This is a genomic window from Candidatus Nitrosarchaeum limnium BG20, from assembly GCF_000241145.1.
GTDB lineage: Archaea > Thermoproteota > Nitrososphaeria > Nitrososphaerales > Nitrosopumilaceae > Nitrosarchaeum > Nitrosarchaeum limnae.
Window position 1 is genome coordinate 1 of the sequence record NZ_AHJG01000122.1, and the last position, 26,697, is coordinate 26,697.

General features: G+C 35.3%; 35 protein-coding genes and 1 pseudogene. 18 read left to right on the plus strand and 18 right to left on the minus strand.

Annotated elements, in window-relative coordinates; translation table 11 throughout:
* From truD to pth2, 4 genes are all read right to left on the minus strand, one after another.
* A partial coding sequence (gene truD / locus BG20_RS03890) for a tRNA pseudouridine(13) synthase TruD (protein WP_010191191.1) occupies positions 1 to 412 on the minus strand: 412 nt, incomplete at its 3' end.
* A complete protein-coding gene (locus BG20_RS13880; protein WP_338032791.1) occupies positions 409 to 873 on the minus strand; it encodes a hypothetical protein in 465 nt (154 codons plus the stop codon). The genes truD and BG20_RS13880, both read right to left, overlap by 4 nt.
* Positions 870 to 1,994, minus strand: a complete 1,125-nt coding sequence (locus tag BG20_RS03895) for a Vgb family protein (RefSeq protein ID WP_338032792.1) — start codon at positions 1,992 to 1,994, stop codon at positions 870 to 872. The genes BG20_RS13880 and BG20_RS03895 overlap by 4 nt, the downstream gene beginning before the upstream one ends.
* A gap of 53 nt (positions 1,995 to 2,047) precedes the next feature.
* Complete coding sequence (pth2, locus tag BG20_RS03900) at positions 2,048 to 2,401, minus strand: peptidyl-tRNA hydrolase Pth2 (protein WP_010191192.1); 354 nt, start codon at positions 2,399 to 2,401, stop codon at positions 2,048 to 2,050.
* Positions 2,402 to 2,468: 67 nt separating this feature from the next.
* Here pth2 and BG20_RS13095 point away from each other — a divergent pair, with 67 nt between their 5' ends.
* Genes BG20_RS13095 through BG20_RS03920 form a run of 6 tightly spaced genes read left to right on the plus strand, consistent with a single transcriptional unit; the run spans position 2,469 to position 6,598 of the window.
* Positions 2,469 to 2,852 carry an NAD(P)/FAD-dependent oxidoreductase gene (locus BG20_RS13095; protein WP_238527483.1) on the plus strand — a complete coding sequence of 128 codons (384 nt, stop codon included), beginning with the start codon at positions 2,469 to 2,471 and terminating at the stop codon, positions 2,850 to 2,852.
* A complete protein-coding gene (locus BG20_RS03905; protein WP_238527484.1) occupies positions 2,833 to 3,606 on the plus strand; it encodes an NAD(P)/FAD-dependent oxidoreductase in 774 nt (257 codons plus the stop codon). Before BG20_RS13095 ends, BG20_RS03905 begins: the two co-directional genes overlap by 20 nt.
* A gap of 50 nt (positions 3,607 to 3,656) precedes the next feature.
* A complete protein-coding gene (locus BG20_RS11880; RefSeq protein ID WP_133936227.1) occupies positions 3,657 to 3,836 on the plus strand; it encodes a zinc finger domain-containing protein in 180 nt (59 codons plus the stop codon).
* A gap of 3 nt (positions 3,837 to 3,839) precedes the next feature.
* Positions 3,840 to 4,121, plus strand: a complete 282-nt coding sequence (locus BG20_RS03910; RefSeq protein WP_010191194.1) for an elongation factor 1-beta — start codon at positions 3,840 to 3,842, stop codon at positions 4,119 to 4,121.
* A 9-nt stretch (positions 4,122 to 4,130) separates the two neighbouring features.
* Positions 4,131 to 6,299: a CDC48 family AAA ATPase gene (locus BG20_RS03915; RefSeq protein ID WP_010191195.1), complete on the plus strand. Its 2,169-nt coding sequence runs from the start codon at positions 4,131 to 4,133 to the stop codon at positions 6,297 to 6,299.
* Positions 6,300 to 6,301: 2 nt separating this feature from the next.
* The gene (locus BG20_RS03920) at positions 6,302 to 6,598 is read left to right on the plus strand and encodes a hypothetical protein (protein WP_007402073.1); all 297 of its coding nucleotides are present in this window, start codon (positions 6,302 to 6,304) and stop codon (positions 6,596 to 6,598) included.
* A gap of 7 nt (positions 6,599 to 6,605) precedes the next feature.
* On the opposite strand, the gene BG20_RS03925 is transcribed toward BG20_RS03920, so the two are convergent.
* Positions 6,606 to 7,514, minus strand: coding sequence for a heme o synthase (locus BG20_RS03925; RefSeq protein ID WP_010191196.1), 909 nt, complete (start codon positions 7,512 to 7,514; stop codon positions 6,606 to 6,608).
* Between the two features lie 70 nt (positions 7,515 to 7,584).
* Here BG20_RS03925 and BG20_RS03930 point away from each other — a divergent pair, with 70 nt between their 5' ends.
* Together BG20_RS03930 and BG20_RS03935 are read left to right on the plus strand one after the other, a co-directional pair.
* Positions 7,585 to 8,670: a cupredoxin domain-containing protein gene (locus tag BG20_RS03930; RefSeq protein ID WP_048097047.1), complete on the plus strand. Its 1,086-nt coding sequence runs from the start codon at positions 7,585 to 7,587 to the stop codon at positions 8,668 to 8,670.
* Positions 8,671 to 8,672: 2 nt separating this feature from the next.
* Positions 8,673 to 9,080, plus strand: coding sequence for a M67 family metallopeptidase (locus BG20_RS03935; protein ID WP_010191198.1), 408 nt, complete (start codon positions 8,673 to 8,675; stop codon positions 9,078 to 9,080).
* Here BG20_RS03935 and BG20_RS03940 read toward each other — a convergent pair.
* From BG20_RS03940 to BG20_RS03950, 3 genes are read right to left on the minus strand one after another with little or no spacing between them, the layout of a single operon-like run.
* On the minus strand, positions 9,072 to 9,455 hold the full coding sequence (locus BG20_RS03940) for a cyclophilin-like fold protein (protein ID WP_010191200.1): 384 nt from the start codon (positions 9,453 to 9,455) through the stop codon (positions 9,072 to 9,074). The two genes, BG20_RS03935 and BG20_RS03940, sit on opposite strands and share 9 nt — an antisense overlap.
* Before the next feature lie 43 nt (positions 9,456 to 9,498).
* A complete protein-coding gene (locus tag BG20_RS03945) occupies positions 9,499 to 10,110 on the minus strand; it encodes an O-methyltransferase (protein WP_010191202.1) in 612 nt (203 codons plus the stop codon).
* A 53-nt stretch (positions 10,111 to 10,163) separates the two neighbouring features.
* Complete coding sequence (locus tag BG20_RS03950) at positions 10,164 to 10,562, minus strand: cupin domain-containing protein (RefSeq protein ID WP_010191204.1); 399 nt, start codon at positions 10,560 to 10,562, stop codon at positions 10,164 to 10,166.
* Between the two features lie 150 nt (positions 10,563 to 10,712).
* Here BG20_RS03950 and BG20_RS03955 point away from each other — a divergent pair, with 150 nt between their 5' ends.
* Both BG20_RS03955 and BG20_RS03960 read left to right on the plus strand, forming a co-directional pair.
* Positions 10,713 to 11,327 (plus strand): UbiA prenyltransferase family protein, encoded by a 615-nt coding sequence (locus BG20_RS03955; RefSeq protein WP_238527485.1) that lies wholly within the window; start codon positions 10,713 to 10,715, stop codon positions 11,325 to 11,327.
* Between the two features lie 63 nt (positions 11,328 to 11,390).
* Entirely contained in the window at positions 11,391 to 11,828 is a 438-nt protein-coding gene (locus BG20_RS03960; protein ID WP_010191208.1) for a universal stress protein, read from the plus strand.
* Positions 11,829 to 11,851: 23 nt separating this feature from the next.
* Here the strand turns inward: BG20_RS03960 and BG20_RS03965 are convergent, their stop codons facing one another.
* Positions 11,852 to 12,853, minus strand: coding sequence for a TIGR00341 family protein (locus BG20_RS03965; RefSeq protein ID WP_010191209.1), 1,002 nt, complete (start codon positions 12,851 to 12,853; stop codon positions 11,852 to 11,854).
* A 143-nt stretch (positions 12,854 to 12,996) separates the two neighbouring features.
* Here BG20_RS03965 and BG20_RS03970 point away from each other — a divergent pair, with 143 nt between their 5' ends.
* A complete protein-coding gene (locus BG20_RS03970) occupies positions 12,997 to 13,254 on the plus strand; it encodes a DUF2024 family protein (protein ID WP_010191210.1) in 258 nt (85 codons plus the stop codon).
* A 61-nt stretch (positions 13,255 to 13,315) separates the two neighbouring features.
* Positions 13,316 to 13,498: a hypothetical protein gene (locus tag BG20_RS03975; RefSeq protein ID WP_010191213.1), complete on the plus strand. Its 183-nt coding sequence runs from the start codon at positions 13,316 to 13,318 to the stop codon at positions 13,496 to 13,498.
* On the opposite strand, the gene BG20_RS03980 is transcribed toward BG20_RS03975, so the two are convergent.
* Positions 13,495 to 15,534: a sodium-translocating pyrophosphatase gene (locus tag BG20_RS03980; protein WP_010191214.1), complete on the minus strand. Its 2,040-nt coding sequence runs from the start codon at positions 15,532 to 15,534 to the stop codon at positions 13,495 to 13,497. The two genes, BG20_RS03975 and BG20_RS03980, sit on opposite strands and share 4 nt — an antisense overlap.
* Before the next feature lie 48 nt (positions 15,535 to 15,582).
* Positions 15,583 to 15,945: a hypothetical protein gene (locus BG20_RS03985; protein ID WP_010191216.1), complete on the minus strand. Its 363-nt coding sequence runs from the start codon at positions 15,943 to 15,945 to the stop codon at positions 15,583 to 15,585.
* 208 nt (positions 15,946 to 16,153) lie between these two features.
* Here BG20_RS03985 and BG20_RS11625 point away from each other — a divergent pair, with 208 nt between their 5' ends.
* Positions 16,154 to 17,449, plus strand: a complete 1,296-nt coding sequence (locus BG20_RS11625) for a multicopper oxidase domain-containing protein (RefSeq protein WP_010191218.1) — start codon at positions 16,154 to 16,156, stop codon at positions 17,447 to 17,449.
* 109 nt (positions 17,450 to 17,558) lie between these two features.
* Here BG20_RS11625 and BG20_RS03995 read toward each other — a convergent pair whose 3' ends face one another.
* Positions 17,559 to 18,056 (minus strand): GTP-dependent dephospho-CoA kinase family protein, encoded by a 498-nt coding sequence (locus BG20_RS03995; protein WP_010191220.1) that lies wholly within the window; start codon positions 18,054 to 18,056, stop codon positions 17,559 to 17,561.
* Between the two features lie 8 nt (positions 18,057 to 18,064).
* Positions 18,065 to 19,168 (minus strand): Mrp/NBP35 family ATP-binding protein, encoded by a 1,104-nt coding sequence (locus tag BG20_RS04000; RefSeq protein ID WP_010191223.1) that lies wholly within the window; start codon positions 19,166 to 19,168, stop codon positions 18,065 to 18,067.
* A gap of 145 nt (positions 19,169 to 19,313) precedes the next feature.
* Here BG20_RS04000 and BG20_RS04005 point away from each other — a divergent pair, with 145 nt between their 5' ends.
* From BG20_RS04005 to nadC, 3 genes and pseudogenes are all read left to right on the plus strand, one after another.
* Positions 19,314 to 19,904 (plus strand): DNA-directed RNA polymerase, encoded by a 591-nt coding sequence (locus BG20_RS04005; RefSeq protein ID WP_048097048.1) that lies wholly within the window; start codon positions 19,314 to 19,316, stop codon positions 19,902 to 19,904.
* A complete protein-coding gene (gene spt4 / locus BG20_RS04010) occupies positions 19,905 to 20,093 on the plus strand; it encodes a transcription elongation factor subunit Spt4 (protein ID WP_010191226.1) in 189 nt (62 codons plus the stop codon).
* A gap of 38 nt (positions 20,094 to 20,131) precedes the next feature.
* Positions 20,132 to 20,952: pseudogene (gene nadC / locus BG20_RS04015) on the plus strand (carboxylating nicotinate-nucleotide diphosphorylase).
* Here the strand turns inward: nadC and BG20_RS04020 are convergent.
* Complete coding sequence (locus BG20_RS04020) at positions 20,949 to 21,335, minus strand: tetratricopeptide repeat protein (RefSeq protein ID WP_010191228.1); 387 nt, start codon at positions 21,333 to 21,335, stop codon at positions 20,949 to 20,951. The pseudogene nadC and the gene BG20_RS04020 sit on opposite strands and share 4 nt — an antisense overlap.
* 370 nt (positions 21,336 to 21,705) lie before the next feature.
* On the opposite strand from BG20_RS04020, the gene speB reads away from it, so the two are divergent.
* Positions 21,706 to 22,542 (plus strand): agmatinase, encoded by an 837-nt coding sequence (speB, locus tag BG20_RS04025; RefSeq protein WP_010191230.1) that lies wholly within the window; start codon positions 21,706 to 21,708, stop codon positions 22,540 to 22,542.
* A 38-nt stretch (positions 22,543 to 22,580) separates the two neighbouring features.
* The gene (locus tag BG20_RS04030) at positions 22,581 to 24,140 is read left to right on the plus strand and encodes an aldehyde dehydrogenase family protein (RefSeq protein WP_010191232.1); all 1,560 of its coding nucleotides are present in this window, start codon (positions 22,581 to 22,583) and stop codon (positions 24,138 to 24,140) included.
* On the opposite strand, the gene BG20_RS04035 is transcribed toward BG20_RS04030, so the two are convergent.
* From BG20_RS04035 to nadX, 4 genes are all read right to left on the minus strand, one after another.
* The gene (locus BG20_RS04035; RefSeq protein WP_338032793.1) at positions 24,122 to 24,847 is read right to left on the minus strand and encodes a proline dehydrogenase family protein; all 726 of its coding nucleotides are present in this window, start codon (positions 24,845 to 24,847) and stop codon (positions 24,122 to 24,124) included. The genes BG20_RS04030 and BG20_RS04035 overlap by 19 nt on opposite strands.
* Complete coding sequence (locus BG20_RS13105; RefSeq protein ID WP_010191236.1) at positions 24,808 to 24,993, minus strand: hypothetical protein; 186 nt, start codon at positions 24,991 to 24,993, stop codon at positions 24,808 to 24,810. Before BG20_RS13105 ends, BG20_RS04035 begins: the two co-directional genes overlap by 40 nt.
* 32 nt (positions 24,994 to 25,025) lie before the next feature.
* The gene (gene nadA, locus BG20_RS04040; protein WP_048097052.1) at positions 25,026 to 25,979 is read right to left on the minus strand and encodes a quinolinate synthase NadA; all 954 of its coding nucleotides are present in this window, start codon (positions 25,977 to 25,979) and stop codon (positions 25,026 to 25,028) included.
* Between the two features lie 92 nt (positions 25,980 to 26,071).
* The coding region (gene nadX, locus BG20_RS04045) for an aspartate dehydrogenase (protein ID WP_010191240.1) at positions 26,072 to 26,697 on the minus strand (626 nt) is incomplete at its 5' end.

Genomic DNA, 26,697 nt, shown 5'->3' on the forward strand with positions numbered 1-26,697 from the left:
TTTTTATGTTGAAATGATTTGCAATCATGTCTTTTTTGGATAGAGGTTTTTTTACAAATCCTATTTTTTCAATAGAATATTTGTCTGAAGAATAATTTTCAATTGATTTACCTCTACTGTCAGAGCAAACAAATTGTTCAGTTACTGCAAAAGCATCTTTGAGTCCCAGTGCTTTAAGTCGAATTCCGGTTTTTCTAAAAATGTCAGAGAGTGCATGATTGGTATCTATTTTTCTCTTTTTTAATTTGTAAACAGCATATCCCTCTTGTGTGGAGATTGACTTGAGGGATTTATCAGATATTACCTCAGATACTTGAAAGTCTTCAGCCTCAGATCTTATTTGTCCCCCAATTCCGTTAAACGTTGTACTAAAAACAGAGATTCCTATTTGAGAATCGATTTCAGGTATCACGGTAATATATTCACGGTAACATATTTGCTAATTGAAATATCTTCTATTTGAGAACCAAGCAATATTTTGTATGTTCCAGGAATTGCATCATCATCTGCAGTAATCAATACATCAACGGATTTAGGAGTAGAATCTAATTTGAAAGGACTTGTAGTAGTTGATGTCGCATTCAAAAAGTTGTCAGGATATGACACTATCAAAGACATTTGAGGAATATCTTTTTGAGATGAAATAATAAAAGATGTTGCCTTTGATTCACCTGGTTTTAATGTGATATCTTTTGATTCTAGATCTATTGCAAATGGAAGTGGGACAGAAGTATCAACTACGCCGATGTTGTTTTCTACCCATTCAGTAAACCAGATTTTATTTTTGTATATTGAGAAATCAAATATTTGGGCCAACCCACAATCAGAGTTTGGTTCACAGTCACCCCATGCAGGATTCTTTGATGGAATCATGTATTCCACAAGGGAATCAGTTTTTGTGTCCAGTACTGATATGTTGTTGATGTTTGTTCATTGAAGACCAACTGTCCTTCTGGAGCAATCTTTATCCAATAGGGTCTAGAGATTGGAGATTTTATGATTCCAGTTGCATTACCATATGTGGATTGTTTTGGGTCTGATGTTACATATGGTGTGAAAATTTCGGTAGTAGGATCAAAACTGAATATGGCAGATCTTGATGTGTCGGCTATCCAAATCTTCCCATCGTCAGAAGCAGCAATACCGTTTGGAGTTAGTAAATCAAAAGGCAATTGGTATACTTTGATGTGATCAAGTGATGGTAAAGTATCACCTTTAGCGTTAGCTAGAGCATTACGATATCCTTCTTGATCAAATTTTACCAAGACTCCGCCTTTTTGGAATATCCAATTTGTATACCAGACATTTTTAGAACTATCAATTGTAAAAGCCCCAGTTACAGAACCTTCTACAGGAGAAGGAAGATTAAGATATTTTAGATTATCAGCAGTTTGAGTTGGATCTAAAAAGGTGATTTTGTTTCCAGTAAAATCATTGATTATTATTTGTGATCCATCGACTTTCAATTTTTGTGGTAACGTATCACCAGTTGCAGGGAATGCTATTCGATGATATTTTTCATCTTGAGTTGTAAATTGCCAAATAGAATCATAGGATTCATCTGTAAACCAAACAGACCCATCAGGGGAATAATCCATTCCCCATATCATGGAGCGACCATTTTTTGGCCATAGTGAATTATTAAATTCTTTAAAGGATTCAGTTGTAGGATCAAATTTTGCTATATTACCAGTGTTGGTTTGTGCAAACCACACATTTCCAGAATAATCAGTTGCAATTGCAAGTGGATTTGTACACTTTGTCGGAATTGCAAATTCTTTTACAAACGGTGTAGATTTTGGATTATTTGATCCACAGAATTGTGCACGTTGTGCATCAGGAAAATGATCTGCCGGAGTACCAGTAATAGTTATTTCAGGATTATCAGAATCCATATTTTGTTTAGGAGTATTATTGACCATCACACCTGCTGCCAAAGATGTCAGCATAATTACTGCAAAAAAGCCACCTACGATAATTGCTTTCTTCTTCACAAATGAAAAAATATCTTCCCATGTTATATCTTATTCCAAGAAAAATCCAAAAACTAGAGTAATTTCAAGTCCCCAGTTATTTTGTCTATCAGATTTTCAGGTGCTGGACCAATAGAGATGCATGTAATAGTTCCTGGAGCGATTTGAGTATGTCCAGCATCTGTAACTTCAGACCATGGGAGATTCAAATCAATTGCATGTCTTTTGACTTCTTGTAGTTCTTTTAGGCCTGAAACTTTGAGAACTACTTTCTCTTGGCCACCCCACCATTGTTCAAACCATTCTGGATGAGATTTTCTAACATGTTCAGCTCCTAAAACACAGGCATGACCAACTTGTGCTGCAATCTTTCCTTTTCCCATTTCAAGATCAGTTCTAATTACAATTACTTGCTTGATGTCTCCCATATGAATATCAAAAAACACTCCTAATGAAAAACTTTTGAATTAAATAATTGACAAATAAACAAAATATGTGTACTTTGACGTAGTGGTTGCTGGCGGAAGTGTTGCAGGATTAATCTGTGCAAGAGAAATTGCCAGTAATAATCACAGCGTCCTTGTAATTGAAGAAGATTATGAGATTGGCACTCCAGAGCATTGTGGAGGGTTAGTTAGTACTGCAGGATTGGAAGAGTTAGGAGTATTACCATTTAGAAAAACATTTGATCATCTAATTGAAACAGCGGAGATTCATGCACCAAACGGCAAAAGTTTTACTATTAATTCGAAGAAACAAAAGGTTGCAGAGATTAGTAGAAGAGAGTTAGACAAACAGATTGCACATCAATCTCAAAAAAAATGGAGCTGTAATCAAAGTAAGAACAAGTTTTCAAGAAATGACAAACGACGGGGTTAGAACTAGTGATGGTGAAATAAAATGTAAGATTTTCGTTGATGCCAGAGGAGTGTCATCTCTAATTCATAAAGATAGAACTGGAATTTTATCTTCAGCTCAATACGAGATTTATGCAAGTTGGATTAAGAAAGGAAAAGTAGAAGTATTTTTTGATCAGGAAAAATATCCTGGATTTTTTGCATGGGTCATACCATCGGACGAAGGTAAAGGCAAGGTAGGAGTAGCAGGCAAAGGAATCAATGTTGCAGAAGCAATAGAAAAGTTTCTTGAGGACAAAGGAAATCATTCAACAATTAGAAAAATTTATGCTCCAATTTGGATCAAAGGACCAATAGACAAATTCATTGATGGTAGAACTGTGATTGTAGGAGATGCAGCAGGGCAAGCAAAACCTACTACTGCTGGGGGGATTTATTCTAGTGGGATGGGTGGACTGTATGCAGGACAAGCCATTTCAAAATATTTGGAAACAGAAGATAGAGAGAATTTAGAAGAGTATCAAAAAAGATGGACAAAAAGATTTGGAAAAGAATTTGAAAAGCAGTTATTTGCAAGAAAGATCTTAGAGAGACTAGACAATAATACGGTCAACAAATTATTTGAGTCTGTAACCCCTGAGATTACAAAAGAGATTTCAGAAAACGAAGACTTTGACTTTCATACTGGATCTATCGTAAAGTTACTTGGGATCAAAGGTTCAATCAAAACTGCTCAGGCCATTATTGGCGGGGAATTTAAAAAACTACTAAGTTGAGTGCACAATTTCTAAGCAAGATATAAATGATGTTTGGAGAAAATTGTGGCATGTCATCTACCATTTCATTACCAAAATGTAGTTGTTGTCACAGACATATTATGCCTAATGATAAATGTGTGAAATTCAATTGCCCAAATTGCGGCGAAGTTTTAGTATGGAGATGTGAAAGTTGCAGAGAAGCCGCAAGAACATACACTTGCAGTTCATGTAATTTTCAAGGACCTTAGAAATTGACTCAGTTACTACTAGTTACAAAAATTCTTCCAACTGGAATGGATGTAGATCTTGACAAATTATCTGAGACAATCAAAAGTGCTCTAAAAGAAGGAATTCAAATGAAAAGACATGCAAAAGAACCATTGGCATTCGGATTAGAATTTCTCAAAGCAGAGTTTGTTTTAGAGGATAAAGAAGGTCAAATGGATTCACTAGAGGATGCCGTAAAATCTGTAGAAGGTGTCAGTGAATTCGAAGTACTCAATATGAGTAGAATGTCAGTGGACATGAAATAGGAGGGCATCTTGGTACGCAAAGACGAACCTTTGCAGATGCGGGTTGGAGAAGCTAAACAAAGAGATGTTGGTAAAAAACGGGCCAGAATTGGACCGGAAGCTATGGATTTTCTTAAAGTCACTCCAGGTGACATTATTGAAGTCATGGGATCAAGAACTAGCTGTGCAGTTGTATGGCCAGTAGACGAGGACGAAAAAACTCCAGATATAATTAGAATTGATGGACAAACAAGAAAAAATGTTGGTGCATCATTAAACGATATTGTAAAAATAAGAAAGGCATCATCAAAGATTGCAAAATCAGTTATGCTAATTCCTGTAAATGATTCTGTTACAGTTGACAAAGAGTTTACAGACTTTGTAAAAAACAGATTGAAGGGATTACCAATTACTCATGGAGATGAAATATCTGTAATGATTTTAGGAAACTCGATGGATTTTAAGATTAGCAAGACATCCCCTAAACACATAGTCAAGATAGACAGAGCTACAACTCTTACAATTTCTGCTGGAGAAACAGGGGAGAGAAAAAGCAGAGTGACATATGAAGAAGTTGGAGGTCTAGGACATGAAATAAAATCAATGCGGGAGATTGTTGAATTGCCATTAAAGCATCCAGAATTATTTGTACGATTAGGTGTAGAGCCACACAGTGGCATTTTGTTGTACGGTCCACCAGGATGTGGCAAGACACTGATTGCAAAAGTTCTTGCAAGCGAATCAGAGGCAAACATGTTTTCAATTAACGGACCAGAGATAATGAACAAGTATTACGGTGAGACTGAAGCAAAATTAAGAGACATATTCAAAGAAGCAAAAGACAATTCGCCAAGCATAATATTTATCGATGAGATTGATGCGATAGCTCCAAAAAGAGAAGAAGCATATGGAGATGTTGAAAAAAGAGTGGTTGCTCAATTACTAGCTTTGATGGATGGCCTTAATGACAGAGGAAACGTAATAGTACTTGGAGCAACCAACAGACCAGAAAGTATTGATCCTGCACTAAGAAGACCAGGAAGATTTGACAGAGAGTTTGAGATTTCAGTTCCAAACGAAGACGGCAGATTAGAGATTCTAATTATTCACACTAGAGGAATGCCAGTAGCAGATGATGTAGACCTGAAAGATTTGGCATCAGAATTACATGGGTATACTGGAGCGGATATCAAATCACTTTGCAGAGAAGCTGCATTAAAGGCAATTAGACGATATCTACCAGAAATAGATCTTGAAACTGAAAAGATACCATCTGATGTCTTACAATCAATGCAGATAAAATTAATTGATTTCTACGATGCAATGCATGATGTCATCCCAACTGCAATGAGAGAATTTTACGTTGAAAGACCAAAAGTTTGGTGGCATGATGTTGGTGGTTTGGATAATGTCAAAAAAGCATTGACAGATAATTTGATTGTTGCAATGAAAGAACCAACCAAGTTCACTAAGATGGGAATCAGACCTCCAAAAGGGGCCTTAATTTACGGACCACCTGGTTGTGGAAAGACATTGATTGCAAGAGCCTTAGCTACTGAAACTGGAGCTAACATGATTTTAGTTAAAGGTCCTGAGATTTTATCAAAATGGATTGGTGAATCAGAAAAAGCTGTAAGGGAGATATTCCGAAAAGCAAAGACATCATCACCATGTGTGGTAATTTTTGATGAGCTCGATTCACTTGCACGCTTAAAGGTAGGAGAAGGTGGAGTAGGTGAAACTGTTCTAAGTCAATTATTAACTGAGATTGAAGAAGGAACATCATCAAGAGTAGTAGTAATTGGAATCACAAACAGACCAGATGTATTAGATAATTCACTTCTTAGAACAGGCAGACTTGATTTGGTGCTATATGTTCCACCACCTGATGACAAAGGAAGATTAGAGATTATCAAAATTCTAACGAAAAAGATGCCACTTGCAAGCGACGTTAAACTAGAGGAGATTGCAGTCGCAACTCAAAATTATACAGGAGCAGACTTGGCGGCACTTTGTAGAGAAGCTGCAGTGCAAGCAATGAGAAATAATTCTGCCAAGATTACTAATTCAGACTTTGCAAATGGAATGAAGCAAGTAAGGCCATCAATCACCAAAGAGGTGGATCAATGGTATAACACCATAAGAGAAAGTATATCTAACGTGGTGCCCAAGTCAGGAGATAAATCATTCTACGGATAAAAATGGCAATTCCACTAAAAAATTTAATGCATGAAAAAATCAAGGAGATGAATTCTCTTACGGATGTTGAGCTTTACAAAGCTATGACAAAAGACGGAACAATCATCCCTGAAGACAGATTCAATAAATTACTTTTAGATTTAGAGATCTTGGGATTAATCAAAGTTGCATGGATAACAAAAGAAGCTAGAAGAATAGAGATTGTCACAATAAAAGAAGAGATAGATATTGTGGATGAGCAAAATCAGGAAGTAATGGAAAAAGACTATGAAGCAAGTTTTCCTGGTTTTGAAAAATAATCAAGTTTTAAAATAATGGAAAGTGAAATGCAGCATCTAATGCAACTGCAACAAAGATAATTGTCAAATACGGAGCAGTAACTTTGTATGCTTTCCATGCAAATTCAGATGTCGGGGTTTTAGTTAGTTTGTAATGATAAGCCAACATCAATCCTCCCGACACTGCTGCGATTACAGTGTAAACGAGTCCCATACCAAATGCAGGCAATATCAAAGAGTATGGAAGTAAGATCAAAGTGTTTCCCAAAATGTATTTTGATGTTCTTTGCATTCCAATAACAACAGGGAGCATTGGAATGTTTGCTTGGGCATATTCGTCTTTTATCTTCATTGCAAGACACCAAAAGTGAGAGGGAGTCCAAACAAATACCAAAAATCCTACCAAAAATCCCAACAGATCCATACTTCCGGTTGCAGCAGACCAACCTGCCCAAGCTGCTGCGCTACCTGCAATACCACCAATTACAATATTTGATGTGTTTAGTCGTTTGAGCCATACTGTGTAAATTATTACATATGAGAAAATTCCAAGTGCTATAAAAAATGCAGACACTGGATTTAGTGTAAAATATCCATAGATAACAGAAATGCAACTTACAGCCAATCCATAAATCATAACATGTGATGCTGCCATTCTTCCAGATGGAATAGGTCTAGTACTGGTTCGAGTCATTTTCGGATCAATGTCTTTATCATAATAATGATTCAGAGCACTTGATCCAGCAGATGCCAATGCGCCTGCAATAATTATGTGCAAATATGCAATATAATCAAGATGAGGCACATTTGGAACGAGTTTACTTGCTGCATACATTGACGTAACTGCAGTAATTACTAGTAATACTACAATCCTTGGTTTGGAAATTTCCATTATTTCTTTAAAGCCCAATCTCAATTCATCCCAATCAGAAGCCATTTAATTTATTCGACTTTGATCTAGGTTATTTCAAAAGGAATAAGTATCTCAGAATTGTCAGCTAGCTTGAATGAGTAATTGGGACCTCATGATGCCAGGCATGGGATTGACAGCTATAGGCGTTACAGGCGTAACAATATCATACGCAGGGATAGCCCATACATTTGTCGATGGAATGCATGCCCTTACAGGCCTGACCATGTTTATCGGATTGATATTTTTGTCAGCAGGCATCTTAGATGGCGGTGTATCCACCAGTAACAGAGCAAAAGCAACCACACTAGTCATTCTTTCAATTGGACTATCATTTGGAACATTTGCATTAACAATGAACTCTTCAAATTACACAATTACACTAGCAGGACTTTTGATGGCAGTCGCGTTTCCATCCATAATAATTTCATATCTTGCAATGAAGATGCCGCAGTATGCAAAACCAGTCGGAGCAATTGTAGCACTAGCAAGTGCAACAGGAATTATCATGTGGTTTGCATTTGGATTTGTAAGTCCGGATACATACATGATCAATGAGCCAGTTGTAGAAGAAGTAAAAGAAGAGATGATATCAACGGCTCCAGTATTTACAATTTCAATTTTAAAGGATTCAGCAATACAAGGAAATCCAGATTATGAACCAGATGTAGCACATGTTCCCAAAGGAGATGTTATTGAATGGATAAATGAAGATACAGTGCCACATACAGTAACTAGTTCAGTAGACTTTGGGGACACGTTTAATTCCAACATGATGAACGCTGGTGAAAAATATACATTGGATACAAGTAAACTTGCATCTGGAGAATATGAATACATGTGCATGGTACATCCTTGGATGGTTGCAACACTAATCATAGAAGAACCAAAAGGAGAAGTCAAAGTAATGATTCCACAAGGTTCAGGAACACAAAAAGAAGGACAATTGTATTATGATCCTACAACAATTACAGTACCAGTTGGAACACCAGTAGTATGGGATAATGTAGACAATGTTGTACACACTGTAACTAGTGGAAAAGATGCGACACCTGATGGCACATTTGATTCGGGATTAATTGATGCAGGTAAGACATTCAAGTTCACATTTAGTTCACCCGGAAAAGTAGATTACTTTTGCATGGTACATCCATGGATGGTAGGCTCTGTAGAAGTAGAGTAGGTTTGAAAAAAATTATCATCACTGAAGATCAAAAAAAAATACTTGTTAATCACACAAATAATGAAAAACCAAACGAGTCTTGTGCCATATTATTTGGCTCAGTAAAAGAACAAGTTGCATCAGTAAAAGAGGTATTTCTTGCAAATAATATTGAAGAGTCTCCAGTAAACTTTACAATTTCAAATGAACAGTTGATTGAGATCTACAAAACTGCCGAGGACAGAAAAACAGATGTTGTTGGAATATTTCACTCACATCCAAATTCTGAGGCATATCCATCAAGTACGGACAAAAAATTTATGCAAAGCAATCCAGTTGTTTGGGTGATTTATTCAGGAGTGTCAAAGAATTTCAGAGCATATGTACTTGAATCAGATATCTCAGAGATTTCAATTGAAACATCATTTTAATTGAAAAGTGCCATCAACCCCATCTGCTATTTTTAAGACGGATTTATCAGGAGTGATGATTTTTCCAATCACGTTAACTGGTGATGCGGGAGTAATATCGCCTTTTTTCCCAATTGGTGTCGGGCCATAAAAAAGACAAATAGCCTTGCCAGTTGGCCAATATGCAACATCATTTAATGAGACAGGAGACTGGGCGTTTTCTTCAGTTACATCAATTGGAGATTCAGATGAATAGATTTCATCACCCCAAATATGGAGTTTAACTGTAAAAGGCAATCTTTCTACAAATTCTTTAACAGTCTTTGGTGAAAATTTATCATCTAACTCCAAAGATACATCAGTGTTTTTTATTTTAAGGATAATTGGATATTTCATAATTTAACATAGAAACAAAGAAGATAAAGTTTAACGAATCAAATTATCTTTTAAGAAAAGATAATTCTTGTCCATTTCCAACTGGAACAGTAACAGAATCAAATCTTTTATTTTTATGTATATGATTTAGATATTTTTGAATATATTTTGTGAAACGGGTTGGGTATAGAATGTTATCTGCGGCAATTATGCCATCTTTTTTCAGCAAAGGAACACACAAATCAAAGTAAAGTGAGTATTGTTCTTTATCTGCATCAATAAAGATAAAATCAAATTGTTCTCGTGATTTAGATTTACTTAGTTTAGTCAAGACATCTTTTGCCACTCCCTGCTTGATATCTATCATTTTTGAAACTCCAGCCTTTTTAAAATTAATTTTTGCTTGTTCTATCTTTTGAGGATTTTGTTCTATGGTGATGATCTTTGATTTTTTACTGATAGAGCCCGCAAACCATAATGTAGAATATCCAACAGACATACCAATCTCCAGTATTTTTTTTGGCTGGTGTGTATTTAATAATAAATTGTAAAAAATTCCTGTATCTTTAGTAATAGCAAGCATTCTTTGGTCACGTTCCACTTTGTGATAGTTTTTTTCTTCGTAAGTGGATCTTCTCTCAAGTGAGCGTAAAACTGAGGCTATTTTTTTATTCAATTAAAAATTGTATGAAAAACCAGAATTTAACTGAATATTAGAATAATAATTTTTCAAGACGATGTTTTGTATTTATCAGATAAGATAAGACATACAAAAAAACCACTTCCTGAGAGGACATCGGCCTTGTGCATCACTCCCTTAGGAATGAATATAGTTGCAGGAGATCTTACCTTGTAAGTCTCATCACCCAATTGAATTTCATATACAAGTTTCTTGCCCTGTGAGAGAATAATGTTTACTTCATCAGCATTATGTTTATGCAGTGTACTGTATTTGGATATTTTTTTATTTTTTACATCAACAATGTGGACAGCAGCATGAATATTTGAGTCAGGAATAGTTTTTTTACTTAACATAGATAGGCGCTTAATTGGAGCTTTTTTATGAAATGGAACATTAGATAATGATTCATTGATTCCTTTTGTAATGTATTTTTTATATTTCTGCATCAATGTATTAAGAGAATTTTTAGTATAAATAAGTAGGATAGTGATTCATCATATAAGTAACAAGTGATAATTAAAAATCATGCAAGATAGGACATCTGAGTGGTTTGTTCCAAAGATAGGTCCACGTAATTTTAGAATCGGTGTAGGGATATGTTGTTCTTACCATACACAACTATTGTAACATGTTTTGCTATTTGGGGTTCACTTGGTGGAGTTTTTGTTTTAGATAGACTTGTAGCAATAGGTGTAATCTATTTTCTAGCTGTTGGTGTCTCTGCTCACTGTCTTGATGCAGTTGGTGGAAAGACTAAACCTTGGGGAGATTTACCAAAAAGAAAAATTGTATCTATTGCAATTTCTTCATTGGTAGTTGTTTTTACTATTGGATTTTACTATGCATTTTTAGATTCCCCATTGTTGATTCCAATAGGAATTGCTGAAGGATTTTTTTTATTTGCATATAATTTAGAATTGTTTGGGGGAAAATTTCATAACAATTCATCAACCATAATATCGTGGGGAATTTTACCAGTTTTTGCAGGTTCTGCCATACAGTCCAACTCTATTTCAATTGAAACAATACTTTTGAGCATAATTTCAGCCTCAATTACCTACTTGCTAATCACAACATCAAGAAAGTACAAGCACCTAAAAAGAGAAGGAGTCGATTTAGATGGAATCAAAAATAAAGAAAGAATTCTAAAATTAATTACAATTGGCGTGATTGCAATAACAGGGTTATTCTTTATTTTAAAAATTGTATAACTTGAAATACAAAAACACATGTTTGACTCAAAAGTATAATAAAGTTATAGAATATTTAGAAACATGTTTAATAATATTGCAGTTGCAATTATCACTCCAACTCATACCAAAAAATCATTTGATATTGGTATTCAAATGGCAAAAAAATTTGAATCAGAATTAACAGTTATAGAATGCGTGTATAAAATTCAACCAAAATTTTATTTTTTTGAAACAAAATCAGACAAAAAAATTTTAGAAAAACAAAAGGAGAAAATGAAAAAGGAATTAGAGAATTGGGAGGAAATAGCGCTTGGAAAAGGAATTAAAATAAAGACAAAATTTGCCTTGACAGATTCTATTGCAGAATGGGTAATAGATTATGTTAAAGAACACAAAATCAATCTACTGATAATGGATTATCCTAAACTCTCAATGGTAGAGGCAACACATTATGACGACATCATCAACATGATTCACCATAAAGCAAAGTGCAATATTTTAACTGCAAAAGAAAAATAATTCAGAGATTTTTTAAATTAAGTTTAGGGTTTGAATAACAAAAATCCTAAAAGTACACTCAATCCAATAAAGGCAATTATTGTAAAGGTCATATGTTGTTGAGCCTTTTCTTTTTCAAAAAATGTTCGTGGACTTACCCCACTTATGAAAAACACTATCATCATTCCTAGAACCAATCCAATAATGTTTGCAGCAGTCAGAGTCAAGGCATTTGCAAAAATATCAAAATCCAACAGCGCGATGCCAATTCCTGCAACAGTTGCTGGTGGTACTAATGCTGCTGCAATTGCTACACCGACTAAAATGCCTGGAATGTTTGAAGACATTGCAATCCCTCCAGCAATTCCAAGGGCTATTGCAACACCCAAAAATACAGGAGACATTTCTGTTCTCGATAAAATCTCATTTGTCATAGGTAAATCAGTAAACTGAAGTGCAATTGCTGTTAGGAGAGCACCTGTACCAATCACAGATAGTAATAAAATCAAACCAGAGACAAACGATTTTAGCATCTTATCGGTTTTTCCAACTGCGGTATTGAATGAGAAAGCAGAGATCGGACCAAGTAATGGAGAAATCAACATTGCGCCAATTACCAAAGATGCGTTATTTGCAAATAGTCCTACAACTGCAACGCCAGCAGCAATAACTATCATGAATAAAAGATTTCGATTAAACTTTACACTTGGTTCAATTATTGACTGATACTCTTCAATGAGTTTATTCTTTTTTACTTTGATCTCTTTAGTTTCTAATTCTTTGGCATAATTTGAAAGATATTCAGATAGGGTTGCCTCAATTGCAATACTAGTAACATAGAGTTCTTTTTTTCTAGAGTCTATGATTCGGTTCAAATCATTAGTTAGTGCAGGTGAGAGAATGTCTGGACATATTCCAGTATATCGTAAAAGCTTGTCATTATCTGACATAGTCAGCTCAACATGAAAAGGAATTTTATATTTTTTAAAAACAAATTCTATACTTTGACTTTGTTGCTCATAACAAACTACTTCCGTTTTTCTCAAATTATATTTCTATACTAATATCTTGTAATGTATCTTTATGTGTTATTAGATTCTAAGATCATAGAATGACTTGAAGATTATTGAATAAAGTATGCCTATCTCAAAGATCTTTGAATTAAATATCCCTTTTTCTAAATAGAATTATGGAAATTCACGTATACGACACTTATGTCAAAGCCAAAGATGGTCATACCATGCACTTTGATGTAATTACAGGTGAAAAAAACCACGACAAAGCCATACAATATGGTAAAGAGTGGTTAAAAACAGTCGGCGAAGCAAATGCTACAATGACTACCAATGAATGTCAATTTTGCCATTCACAAGGTGCACCAGAGCCTGTTGAACGGGCAATTAAGGAAAAAGGTTATTTCATCCAAAAGATGGAAGGCTGTCCTTAAACATCTTTTTCCTTTTTTAATTTTGATCTATATTTTTTAGTCTAAACATTTTCTTAAAATCATGACAGAAAACAAGTATGCAAAATGGACTGTAGACGGAGACAAAAAAACAAAATGGATTTGTGGTTGTTTTCAAACAGTAGATGATTATTTTAAATTCTGTAAAATGCACAACGAAGTTTTGAAAAAAGCAATTCAAACACAAATAGATGAATTAGATTTAACTTTGGTTATAGAAGACTAGAGAGCCAACAGTGCAATAAATGCAGATACAAAGACAATTGCAATTGTGTTTAGTAATTTGATTACAGTATTTAGTGCTGGACCTGCTGTGTCTTTGTAAGGATCACCGATGATATCTCCGACCACTGCAACTTTGTGTATTTCAGTTCCTTTGTCTCCTTGCATCTCCACTAGTTTCTTTGCGTTATCCCATGCACCACCAGTGTTTGCCAAGTGATATGCTAGTGGAATGCCAGTTACAACTGCGCCCATCAACAAACCGGCTACGGCTGTAGGTCCTAACAAAATTCCTAGAATAATTGGAGAAATAATTGCAATGACTGCAGGTTTCCATAGTTCTTTAATTGATGCAGCGGTAGCAATGTCAACACATTTTGCATAATCAGGCTTTGATGTTCCTGCAAGAATTCCAGAGTCTGCCTTGAATTGTCTTCTAACTTCGTCTACCATTTTTCCGGCAGCGCGAGATACACCGTTGATTAATTGTCCTGTGATGATAAATGGAATCAATCCACCAACTAGTAATCCTACAATAACGGTTACATTTGTTAAACTATAATTCAAAGCTAAAACTCCTTCAAAGATATGTGCGGCTTCAAATTGGAATGCCTGAATCATTGCTAAGGCGGCCAATCCAGCACTTGCAATAGCAAATCCTTTTGTTACTGCCTTTGTCGTGTTTCCTACAGCATCAATTTCGTCTGTTACTTTTCTGTTTTCTTCACCCATTCCAGTCATCTCTACAATTCCACCTGCATTATCTGCAATTGGTCCAAATGCATCAATACTAAGTACGATTCCTGCAAGACTAAGCATAGCCATTGCAGTTAATGAAGTTCCAAAGATTCCATATAGAACTGGGTCTGCGCCTTCAGGTGCAGCATTTGATGCTATACTAAATGACAAGATAATTGCAACAATTAATGCAATCATGAATGGTCCAGTTGATTGCATTCCTTTGATTATTCCCATTAATGTTAGTGAGGCATATCCCCATTTTGCAGATTCAACAATTTCTTGAACTGGTTTGTATTTGTAATTTGTATATCTGTCGGTGATCTTTTGAATTACCGGTACCAGTATGACACCAATAACGGTTGTTCCAAATAATGCATAGGCAATTGGTGTAGGTCCCATGAAATAATATGTGAATACAAAATTGATTATGATTGCAATTGTTGCAGAGACATAAAATGACAAGTTAAGTGGTTTCATAACATCTGTAAGATTTGTAGAGCGAACAATCACAATACCAATAATTGATGCAATCATTCCTGATGTTCCAATTAAAATTGGGTACATGAAAATTTCAGGAGCTCCAATCAGTGCTGCAATTAACAATGAAGCCAAGATAGTTACAATGTAAGATTCGTAAACATCAGAACCCATTCCTGCAGCATCACCTACATTATCACCGACATTGTCAGCTATAGTTGCAGGGTTTCTAGGATCATCTTCAGGTATGTTGGATTCTACTTTTCCTACCAAGTCTGCACCCATATCTGCAGCCTTTGTGAAAATTCCACCACCAATTCTTATGAATAATGCAATTAGGCTTGCACCGATACCGACTCCTGCAATTGTGATTGGGTTTGGATAAACCATGTACAGTCCAGTGATAGCCAACAGAGCCATGGCAGGTACTGCCAATCCTACTGTTGCTCCACCTCTAAAGGCCATGGCAAATGTCTTGCCCAGTCCACTGCTACTCAGATGAGCGGCTCTAACTGCTGCCTTGACAGTAATTTTTAGTGAAATTAGTCCTGCAACTGCAGAAAGTGTTGCACCAACTGCAAATGCTAGTCCGTTTGAAAATCCGATAAAGTATCCAATAATTATTGAAAGTGCTATAGCGATGGGGATAATAATTTTCATCTCTCTTCTGAGAAATGCTGCTGCTCCAACTTTGACAGCGTTTGATATTTCCATCATCTCTTTGGTGCCAGAAGGCTGTTTTGAAATCCAAGAGACTATGCCCAGAGCAACGATGAATGAGGCGATTCCAGCCCCAATAGGCAAAATTTGCTGTATATCCATACTATGAATAGCTTGCCTAAACTTAGGAAATATAAATCAATGAGGGAATTATTTTCTTTTTTGATATGGCGCAAATGTTTTTCCGCGCAATCCTTGTCTTACTAATTTGTTAAATCGCTTACCATGAGCAAGATATGGGAATCTCATGTGGATCAGCTCGTGGACTAGAGTATTTTCCAGAGTCTTTTCATCTGGAATTTTTCTGACATTGATAAAAACAAGATTGTGAAGCAGATATGAAACTCCATAATACTTGTAAGCAGATGTTCTTCTGCCTTCAGTCATCTCTTTTGGCATATCTAGAACTTCTTTTGTAGTTAAGAGAATTTTTGGTTCTGGTATGGAGAATCGATTTGAATAGATTCCTACTTTTTCCAATATTTGTAATTTAAGTTCAGAATCAAGTTTCATGAGAATCTATCATAAAATTCACGTTTATTCTAAAAAGTCAAATCTTGTATGAGGATTGGTGTATAATATTTTGTATGATGAAAATGTAGTTGGTAGCAGAACAGTGTAGGTTAAGACATTTCAATTACTTTGTATCTTAGATAGCATTAGTTTTTTTTTTGAGAATTTCAAGTTGATTGTTTAAATTAACCCCAAAAACACGATTATTATGGACAAATTATTTCAAATAATTTTTGTATCACTTTTAGTTTTGATTTTAGCAGTTTTGATTTTGGTTTTGATATATGTACAAGATAGTTCACAGATGATGTCAAAAGATAATATTCAAGAAATGCCAGTAGAACTAATATCAGTAGAACTCAAAGAATTCAAAATATCACCATCTGAAATCAACATAAAGCCAGGGAATGTAAAGTTTGAAGTAAAGAACATAGGATCTGTCGCACATGAATTTTCAGTTTTTGAACCAGGTAACACAATACCTATTGTTTCAGTGAAGAATATTGAAAACGGTCAATCAAAAGAAAGTAATGTTGTTATGCTAAAAGAGGGAATTTATGAAATCGGCTGCTACCTTCCAGGCCACTTGGAGGCAGGCATGAAAGGCAAACTTGTTGTAGGAACTGCTGCCAGTCAGCCTTCAATGAAATCAATGAGTAATGAGGAAATAGAAAAAGCCCATGAAGAAAACATCAAAGCATTTCCTGCAAAAACAGAAGGATTAGGAGCACAATGGATAGAACCAAAGATTGTAGATGGAGTTAAAGTCTTTGAACTTACTGCAATGCCAATAAAATGGGAAGTGTATCCTGGAAAATTTATTGATTCATATTCATACAACGGACAAATTCCAGGTCCTGAAATTCGTGTCAAACAGGGAGATAAAGTGAAAGTAGTACTAAAAAATAATCTTCCAGAATCAACAAGTATACACTTTCATGGTTTAGATCTTCCATTTTCCCAAGACGGGGTACCATTTATCAGTCAGGATCCAGTACGCCCTGGCGAAACATTTGAGTATAATTTTACAATTATCGATACCCCAGGGACATTCATCTATCATCCACATCTTAATGCAGAGCAACAAGTAGACAAAGGTCTCTTTGGCACATTTATTGTTGAAGGTGAAAAGAACTGGGATGTAGAATACACATTAATTCCAGGAGATGGCTCACACGGTTACACTCTAAATGGTAAAGAATTCCCTGCAACTGCACCAATTATTGTACAGAAGGATCAAAAAGTTCTTGTGCGAATAGTAAATGCTGGAAGTCAATTACATCCAATGCATCTTCACGGATTTGACTTTCAGGTAATTGCACAAGATGGTAAGCCCACAACAGCTTACACACGAGATACAATAACTGTGGCACCAGGTGAACGTTATGACATACTTTTTACTGCATCGAAAACTGGAATATGGCCTTTCCATTGTCACATATTATCACATGTTGAATCAGAACATGGAATGCATGGTATGGCTACTGCTGTAATAGTGCAATAAAGGAAATTATTTTCACATAATAAAAAAGGAAATTTTATTTGAATTAATAGGGTCAGAATATTTTGTAGTGTAATCACAAATCATACAGCCACCGTCTCATCATACCCCTTTATTCCATTAAATCGAGTAGTCCTTGTGTTTTATTTCTAATTTCTGGAGTTATGTGGACTAGAACCAATCCTTCGTTTGGCTGACCATACATAACTAGAGAATTTTCAGGAGCATGAACACATACTGGAAGTACTAAAAGATCTTCCTCACCAATAATTGTTAATCTAACAGGAGGTTTGGATTCAAATGCTTTTTTGATAATTTCAATACTTTGAGGAGTTATTTCAGCTGCAGGGTTTTCACATACAAGTTCCGTGTATCCATGAATGTTTTTTGTGGGTTCTCTCTTTACTCTTTTTTCTTGATTGTCAATAATTTGCAGAGACGGAATAAATCCAAAGTCAACCATCTTTTCAGAGGTTCTATCTCCAACTGTAATTAGATAGGGATTTTTTGAGAGATGTTTTTGAATGTTTGATTTGTTGACTTGACTTTCAGGAATTAAAATTCCTAATGGGTTTTTGAATTTGTCTCTAAGAGAATCAGGTAACTTCACAGAAATCGCTAGTTGGTTGGTGGTGAATCTGCAGATTGTGATTCTGCTGCCATTTCTTCTTGCATCTTTGCTGCAAGAATACTGCATTGTGCTGCAATATTTTTTGCAGTTGATCTAAATGCAATTGCACTGGGAGAATCAGGATTAGTAATCATTATGGGTTTTCCTAAATCAGAACCTGACATGATTCCAGAATTTAATGGAATTTCACCCAAGAATGGAATTTTAAATTGTTCGCTGATCTTTTTTGCACCGCCATCACCAAAGATGTAATGTTTCTCACTACATGAAGGACAGATAAAATGGCTCATATTTTCTACAACACCAATGATTGGAACATTTAATTTTTCAAACATTCCAATTGCTTTTACTGCAACATTACTTGCCACATCTTGAGGAGTTGTAACTACTAAAATTCCAGTGATAGGAATTGTTTGTGCCAAAGTTAATGGAATGTCACCAGTTCCTGGTGGAAGGTCTACAATAAGATAATCAAGATCAGACCAATTAGTATCTACCAGAAATTGTTTTAGTATTCCAGAAATGATTGGACCTCTGTAAATTGCTGCTTGGTGTGATTGCTCTGCAAAAAATCCAAATGACACCACTTGCAAACCATTTGATTTTGCAGGTTGTAGTTTGTTGTTATCTACTTCCATGTGAGCGCTTTTCATTCCAAGCATCAAAGGAATACTTGGACCGTAGATGTCTGCATCAAGTAGACCAACTTTAGCTCCAGTTTGCGATAATGCCAAAGCTAAATTCAAAGAGACGGTAGATTTTCCTACACCGCCTTTGCCACTTGCAACACCAATAATGTTTTTGACAGTTGCCATTCCAGAATCAGCATCAAGTGAACGTCCTTCCATTACTTTGGCAGTAACTTTCATATCAAAATTTTTGAGTTCTTTGATTTCGGCAATTGCCTTTCGAACATCATCTTCAATTTCTACATTAAATGGACATGCAGGAGTAGTGAGCTCCAAAGTAAATTTCAAATTATTATCATTAAGTTCTAGATCTTTTATCATCCCCATTGAGACAATATCTTTTTTCAAGTCAGGATCAATAACTGTGCTAAGTTTTTCTAGAACTTGATCAACTCCGACCATTGGGTCAAAAAGTCAATTTACTTTATTTAAACATAGGTTGGCGGTTAAAAAAACATCAATTAATTGAAAAAATACAGAAAATATTACTCAAATCCAGCGTAAATTACCCAAAGATTCATAAATTCAAAATCAAGAAAAAACACAGTTGTTTTCTATATCTACCCTAGTGGATGTTGTTAGGATCCCACCAAGTTTGTTTGGAACAGCCCTCAAAAAGGCAGCAACAAACATTCTCAAAGACAAGTACGAGAGTATGATTAATGCAGAATTAGGTTACATCATTATGATTTTAGATGCCAAAGTTGACGAAATGGGAAAGATGATTGCCGGAGACGGTGGAACTTTTCACAAAGTTGAATTTGAAGCATTGACATTTTATCCAAAACTCCAAGAAATTGTTCAAGGAGAAATTGTAGACATTACAGACTTTGGTGCATTTGTAAGAATTGGTCCAACTGATGCATTGTTACACTTATCACAAGTTATGGATGATTATCTAAAGAGTGATGTAAAATCTGGAATGATCTTGGCCAATCAAAGTGGAAGAACTCTTAAAGTCGGTTCTACATTAAGAGCAAGAATTACAGCAGTATCATTAGGTAAAGCAGCTGCAATGGGAAAGATTGGAATTACATGTAGACAGCCATTCCTTGGTGCAGATGATTGGATTGAAGAAGAGATTAAGAAATCCAGCGGTGGCTCTAGTTCCAAAGAAGCTAAAGTAGAGGCAAGTTAAATGGCTCGAGAGATGGCTTGTAGAAAATGCAAGTTTGTAACAACAGGTAAAGTATGTCCAGTTTGTAAATCATCTGATTTAACTCCTGATTGGAGTGGAATTGTTCTAGTAGTTGATCCTACAAATTCTCAAGTTTCAAAAACACTTGGAATAAAACAAAAAGGCAAGTACGCAATCAAAGTTACGTAGATTTCTAAATCTTTAAAATCATACCAGCACAATGTTATTTGTTGTCATTTAATTCTAAAAAACAATTACAAGATTTTTTATCAGAAGATATCGGTAAAGGAGATATCACTAGCACCTTACTGCCAAAAAGAAACATTACTGCCAAGATAATTTCAAGGGAAAAAGCTATTGTTGCAGGAACAAAATATGCAAAAGAGATCTTCAAACTAAAAGGATGCAATGCAATTATTGTAAAAAAAGACGGTAGTAAAGTAAAACCAAATGATACAATAATGACAATTTCTGGTAATGCGGGAATATTCTAACTTGTGAGAGAACAGCATTGAATTTACTTACAAGAATGAGCGGCATTGCAACTCAGACAGAGTATTTGGTAAGAAAGATTTCAAATAAAAAGACCAAACTGTATGCAACAAGAAAGACAGCACCAGGTCTCAGATACTTTGACAAGGAAGCAGTAGAGATTGGAGGAGGAAAGAAGCATCGATTAAGATTAGATGAGATGGTGATGATAAAAGACAATCATATTGCAGTAGCAAATTCTCTTTTGTCTCTAATTAAAGATGCAAAAAGAAAGTACAAAAAATTTGAAGTTGAAGTCGAAAATACTTCAGATGCAGTGTTGGCTGCAAAAGAAGGTGCAACCATAATCATGCTGGATAATTTTTCCCCATCCCAAATAAGAAAAACAATTCAAACACTCAAAGAACAGAAATTACGAAACAAAGTGTTACTTGAGGCATCAGGTGGGATTAATGCAAAAAATATTGCAAAGTATGGAGGTACTGGTGTGGATATAATATCAGTTGGAAGCATAACAAACTCTGTCAAAGGGATCGACATGAGTTTAGAAATTTAATTTGCCGAAGTTATTTTAGATAGCAATTCAGATACTGCTTTGTTTTTTGGATCAATTTCTTTGATTTTATTGCAGCAGGAGATTGCTTGTTTTGATTGACCAAGAAAATGATGGGCGTTTGCCTTTAGTATCAACACATCTGTATCATAAGAACCAATTTTCAGAGATTTTTCAAAGTATGAGATTGCTGTTTGATATTGATTTTTCATGTAATAGATTCCTCCAATAATAAAGAGGACATCATTTTCTTCTGGAACTTTTTTGAGAATTTCAGTGCCAATCTTTAAGGCATCATCGTATTGCTTTTTCTTTACTAGTTTTCGTAGTTCCTTCTTTTTTTGTGATGTCTTTACTTCAGTGGTTTTTGGTTTTTTGCCAAACAAATCAAATTACATCAAGGAATGCTTTGTATAAAATCTACTTTTGTGAAGAGAACCTAAATTATTATGGCTACGGAAGTTTTTTTCTTCCAAATTGAAATTTTTCTAATCTCCACCAATCATCATTTCTGATTGTTGCAAGGTTAACATCTTCCAAGTCCTTATTTTTTGCCATGCCAATATAATGACATATCTTGTATTAAAGATCATGTAACATTGTTCAGCAATTCTTTATTTACTAAATATAGTAAATTGGGCATGTCTGAAATCAAACAGTCAAAAACAGTCAATTTTCTTGGATTGCGATTGATACGAATTGGAAACAACATATTGTATCTGAAATTTTTAAAACCAATCACATTCACATAGATTGATGGAAAAAATCTGTTGGGAGAATTCTAGTTACCAAGATTGTAATGTTGTAATTATCGGAATTCCTGATGAATCACAATCTCATTCCCTAAGGGAAGGAACATCAGAAGCGCCTGAAAGGATAAGAAAGATATCAAATCTTGCAGATTCCTACAATAGAGATGGAAAAAAATCTCTAGGATTTCCGTTAAATGGAATTTCAAAAAAGGTATTTGATTACGGAGACATTACAAGAAAACAAATCCCAGAAACATTTGAAAAAATTATCAAAGATTTCAAGGTTCCCATCTCAATTGGCGGAGACCATTCACTGAGTGCAACAATAATCAAACAATTTTCAAAAACAGGCAAACTGTCTTTAGTGTATTTTGATGCCCACCCAGACTTTATTACATCTATAAAAAATTACTATGGTTCAGTGTTCGGAGATGTAATAGAAGTTATAGATGTAAAAACCAGTATGCAGATTGGAATCAGAACTCCAGAAAAAGAAGAGATGGATAATCTGAAAAAATTCCAGATATTGGTCATATCTCCATTTGATATTGCAGAAAAAGGAATTGTGAAGATATCAGAGCAAATAATGAGTACTCTGGGGGATAATGTCTATGTATCATTTGATATGGATTGTATAGACCCTTCACATGCACCAGGAGTTTCAGTACCAGTTCCATTTGGAATATCAAGTGTTGATGCTATTTTGCTTCTCAAAAAAATTGCAAATCACGGAATAGTTGGGATGGATATTGTAGAGGTATGCCCAGCATATGATGTAAAAGATAGAACATCTCATCTTGCATCAAGAATGATAGGCGAGGTATTATCATCGCTGAAATAATATTGTGGCTTTAAATTCATCAAATCGTAACTATAAGCATGTTTGAAAATGAGTACACTTGGGGAAATGCAGTAAAAAATGGAAAGACATCAGAATTTAATAAAAAATTTGAAAACGCAGTAGAATATGTAAGAAAAAAGTTTGGGAAAAAATATCCATGCATAATTAACGGTAAACAAGTTTTTTCAGAGAATACATTTGATGTGAGATCACCGTCAGATACAAGAATTATTCTTGGGACATTTCCAAAATTAGATGAATCACAAACAAATGAAGCCATACTTGCTGCAAAAGATGCTTTTGCAAAATGGAGTCATGTATCTTACCAAGAAAGAGCCAAAATATTCAAGCAAACTGCAGATGAATTTTCTAAAATTAAATTTGAGTTGGCTGCATGGATGTCTTTTGAAAATGGCAAAACCAGAATAGAGGCGATTAATGATGTTGACGAATCAATTGATTTTATGAGATTTTATTCATTTCAACTAGAAGAGAACGAAGGTTTTTGCAAACAGACACCACATCCAAATCCACATGAAAAAACCAAGAGTGTTCTAAAACCATACGGTGTGTGGGGAATAATTGCACCATTTAACTTTCCATCTGCAATTGCAATCGGAATGACAACGGGTGCTTTACTCACGGGTAATACAGCGGTGCTAAAGCCGGCCAGTGCAACTCCGTTATCATCATATTTTTTTGCAAATATTATTAAAAGCAAAATTCCATCTGGCGCCATCAACTTTGTTACAGGTGATGGTGGGATAGTTGGACGCACAATCATAGAAAGCAGTAATGTAGATGGAATTGCATTTACAGGCTCACAAAAAGTGGGAATGGATAGCTTTAAGAAATTCACAGAGACTACTGCAAAGCCATTCATTGCAGAGATGGGAGGAAAAAACCCAGTAATAGTTACAAAAAATGCAAACTTGGAAAAGGCATCAGAAGGAGTGATGCGGGCAGCATTTGGATTTGGCGGACAAAAGTGTAGTGCATGCTCTAGAGTGTATGTACAAAAAGATGTAGCAGAAGAATTTATCAAAAAACTAGTTGAAAAGAGTAAATCACTAAAAATAGACATGCCATGGTCTGCAGACACATTTTTGGGTCCAGTGATTAATGATGAATCAGTCTCCAAATTTGAGAATGCAGTGAATCTTGCAAGAAAATACGGCAAGATAATTTTGGGCGGTGAGAAGATCAAAGAGTATGAACATGGATACTTTGTGCAACCAACAATTGTAACTAATCTTCCAAAAGATCATAAATTAATTACTGAAGAATTGTTTTTGCCATTTTTGTGCATTGACACTTTTGATGACTTTGATGAGGCAATCAAATTGGCAAACAAGTCAGAATATGGATTAACTGCAGGAATATTTTCCGAAGACAAAAAGCAACTAGAAGAATTTTTTGAAAAGATTCAAGCAGGAACTGTATATGCAAATAGAGAATCAAGTGCGACTACTGCAGCTCTGGTTCAGAGTCAACCGTTTGTTGGATGGAAGGGTTCCGGAATTACTGGAAAAGGCGCAGGTGGGGAATATTATTTACAACAATTTTTGAGATCACAGACTCAAACTTTGTGCGATTGAATAAATGAGCTTCCCAAGAGAAGTATGTTTCTCTTTCTTTCACGTAATCTTCTGATGGAGTAAGGTAACCAGTTTGTTCCGTATGGGATATAATCAGAAATTATGAATCCTTGTTTGACTAGGTCAGGTTTTAACTCGTCTCGAATTCCTTTTAGTAATTGAAATTCAAATTTTTTGGGATATTTTTTTGATAATTCTACTGCATGATTAATTAATTTTGAATCATGAGTTGCAATTCCAAACTCATTTGCATCTTTGAATAATGTTTTCATTATATTGAGATAGTTTTCATCTACCTCTTTTCTTGTCTTGAATGCGATTTTGGAATTTTCTCGGTAGGCACCCTTGACTATTCTTATTTTTCCTCCATGTCTGACCAAATCTTGGATATCTTCATGGCTACGCTTGAGATTTGCCTGGATTGCGATACCCAGTCTCTCATACCTTGAAAATAAGGCATAGTACAACTCGATAGTTTCATCAGTGTGCTCAGAGGACTCCATGTCAATCCACACAAACACATGTGATTTTGATGCCGAGTCAATCAATCTCTCAAAATTTGCAAGACATGTCTTTTGGTTAATGGACATTCCAACTTGAGTTGGCTTTACAGAGATGGCTCCGCGTACTTTCCATTTTCTAAAAGACGAGATTATCTGCTCATAATCTAGAATGGTTTTTTCAATGGTACTTGGGGTTTTAGATATTCACCGAGTTTGTTAATTATTGCATGACGTCCATCTTTGTATGCATCTTTTGCAGACTTGAGTGCATCATCTATTGTATCCCCAGCAATCCATTGCTTTGCAAATCTAAAGAGAATCTTCTCCATTAGTTTTATAGCATCTGGCATAATGTATTACCAAACAGGTAGGAAATAACTAATTAGCTAATTGCAAGCATTCGTTCAATAGCTAATCTTGCCTTGTCTGCAATCTCTTTTGGTACAACAACTTGATTCTTTTCTTGGACCAGTGCATTGTAGACTTTATCAAGAGTGATCATCTTCATGTACTGGCATTCAGCTTTTTCAGATGCTGGAATAAAGTTCTTGCCTGGATTTTGTTGTCTCATTTTGTATAATATTCCAATCTCAGTTGCAACTACAAAGTTTTTAGATTTTGAATCATGAGCATGGTTTAACATTCCTTCAGTTGAGAGAATAGAGACTTTTTGATCATCAAAACTTCCAGATGCAGCATCATACATCATTGGAGTTGTACAACTACATTCTGGATGAATTAAAAATTCTGCATCTTTGAGAGAATTTAATTTGTTTGTGATATCTTCTGGTTTGATACCGGCATGAACGTGGCATTCACCTGCCCATATGAACATGTTCTTTCTTCCAGTAACTTTGGCAACATAAGACCCCAAAAACATGTCAGGTAAAAATAAAATTTCTTTATCAGCAGGAATTGCCTTAACTACATTTACAGCATTGGCTGATGTGCAACAATAATCTAATTCAGATTTTATCTCTGCAGTTGTGTTTACATAACCTACAGCAATAGCACCTGGGTGTTGTTTCTTCCAGTTTCGTAGCTCATCTGCAGTAATTGAATCAGATAGAGAGCATCCTGCTTCCAGATCTGGGATCAGAACTCTTTTGTCAGGACAAATGATTGCAGCAGTCTCTGCCATAAAGTGTACACCACAAAATAGAATTGTTTTTTGAGGAACCTTAGCTGCTTGTCTTGACAGTCCTAGAGAATCACCTGTAAAATCTGCGATATCTTGAACGTCTGGAATTTGATAATTATGAGCAAGAATTACTACGTCTTTTTCCTTTTTGAGACGCATGATTTCTTCTTTGAGGCTAGATTGTTGGACTAACATTTCCAACACAATTGCATGCCGTAGTGATTTAAAGAATCAGATCAGGTCAGGATTATTCTAAAAAACAGCCAATTATGGCAATTCTTGCCACATCATGTACCAATTGAAATTCCACTGGAGCAGTATTTTCTCAGAGTTTCAATTGCAGATAAAATTGCCAACGAACTAGTTTTTGGATTTGTCTCATCTGGGACATTTTCTATAGACAGATTCATCTTGCCAAATTTTCCTTGAGCTACAATGTTGTGAGTATTTTTTGTGGTGTTTGGGTCTGCAACAATTTTCACCATAGTTTTCTCACTACCCAATCCCGCAAGACTAAGTAGTGCTGCAACGTTGATGTTTGCAGGAAATAGTGACACTGCTTGTTTTGCAGTTCCTTCAAAGATTGTTGTTGTGGTGTTAATTTTTTCTAGATCAATATTTGATGTCTCAAAAAACTTTGCACCTTTAAGTGATCTTGGATGTTTAGTTGTAGTTAGGGTAACAGAATCTAATTGGTCTTTGACAGATTTTAGTGCATCGAGACCTGCAATTGCACCTGATGGCAAGTAAATTGTTTTATGAAAATGCTCACATGCTTCAGATAAAATATCAAAGATAGTTTCATCAAGTAAAGCACCTACACTCATTATCATCAAGTCTCTTTTGTTTTGCAATACACTGTGTGCAACATTTCTAACTGCTTCTTGCGAAGCTGCCTCTACAATGATATCAA

Excerpts from the sequence above, each read along its gene's own strand:
- BG20_RS13880 (WP_338032791.1), bottom strand. The coding sequence starts at position 873 with ATGATTCCATCAAAGAATCCTGCATGGGGTGACTGTGAACCAAACTCT.
- pth2 (WP_010191192.1), bottom strand. The coding sequence starts at position 2,401 with ATGGGAGACATCAAGCAAGTAATTGTAATTAGAACTGATCTTGAAATG.
- BG20_RS03905 (WP_238527484.1), top strand. The coding sequence starts at position 2,833 with ATGACAAACGACGGGGTTAGAACTAGTGATGGTGAAATAAAATGTAAG.
- BG20_RS11880 (WP_133936227.1), top strand. The coding sequence starts at position 3,657 with ATGTCATCTACCATTTCATTACCAAAATGTAGTTGTTGTCACAGACAT.
- BG20_RS03920 (WP_007402073.1), top strand. The coding sequence starts at position 6,302 with ATGGCAATTCCACTAAAAAATTTAATGCATGAAAAAATCAAGGAGATG.
- BG20_RS03925 (WP_010191196.1), bottom strand. The coding sequence starts at position 7,514 with ATGGCTTCTGATTGGGATGAATTGAGATTGGGCTTTAAAGAAATAATG.
- BG20_RS03930 (WP_048097047.1), top strand. The coding sequence starts at position 7,585 with ATGAGTAATTGGGACCTCATGATGCCAGGCATGGGATTGACAGCTATA.
- BG20_RS03940 (WP_010191200.1), bottom strand. The coding sequence starts at position 9,455 with ATGAAATATCCAATTATCCTTAAAATAAAAAACACTGATGTATCTTTG.
- BG20_RS03950 (WP_010191204.1), bottom strand. The coding sequence starts at position 10,562 with ATGCAGAAATATAAAAAATACATTACAAAAGGAATCAATGAATCATTA.
- BG20_RS03955 (WP_238527485.1), top strand. The coding sequence starts at position 10,713 with ATGTTGTTCTTACCATACACAACTATTGTAACATGTTTTGCTATTTGG.
- BG20_RS03960 (WP_010191208.1), top strand. The coding sequence starts at position 11,391 with ATGTTTAATAATATTGCAGTTGCAATTATCACTCCAACTCATACCAAA.
- BG20_RS03970 (WP_010191210.1), top strand. The coding sequence starts at position 12,997 with ATGGAAATTCACGTATACGACACTTATGTCAAAGCCAAAGATGGTCAT.
- BG20_RS03975 (WP_010191213.1), top strand. The coding sequence starts at position 13,316 with ATGACAGAAAACAAGTATGCAAAATGGACTGTAGACGGAGACAAAAAA.
- BG20_RS03980 (WP_010191214.1), bottom strand. The coding sequence starts at position 15,534 with ATGGATATACAGCAAATTTTGCCTATTGGGGCTGGAATCGCCTCATTC.
- BG20_RS03985 (WP_010191216.1), bottom strand. The coding sequence starts at position 15,945 with ATGAAACTTGATTCTGAACTTAAATTACAAATATTGGAAAAAGTAGGA.
- BG20_RS11625 (WP_010191218.1), top strand. The coding sequence starts at position 16,154 with ATGGACAAATTATTTCAAATAATTTTTGTATCACTTTTAGTTTTGATT.
- BG20_RS04000 (WP_010191223.1), bottom strand. The coding sequence starts at position 19,168 with ATGGTCGGAGTTGATCAAGTTCTAGAAAAACTTAGCACAGTTATTGAT.
- spt4 (WP_010191226.1), top strand. The coding sequence starts at position 19,905 with ATGGCTCGAGAGATGGCTTGTAGAAAATGCAAGTTTGTAACAACAGGT.
- speB (WP_010191230.1), top strand. The coding sequence starts at position 21,706 with ATGGAAAAAATCTGTTGGGAGAATTCTAGTTACCAAGATTGTAATGTT.
- BG20_RS04030 (WP_010191232.1), top strand. The coding sequence starts at position 22,581 with ATGTTTGAAAATGAGTACACTTGGGGAAATGCAGTAAAAAATGGAAAG.
- BG20_RS13105 (WP_010191236.1), bottom strand. The coding sequence starts at position 24,993 with ATGCCAGATGCTATAAAACTAATGGAGAAGATTCTCTTTAGATTTGCA.
- nadA (WP_048097052.1), bottom strand. The coding sequence starts at position 25,979 with ATGTTAGTCCAACAATCTAGCCTCAAAGAAGAAATCATGCGTCTCAAA.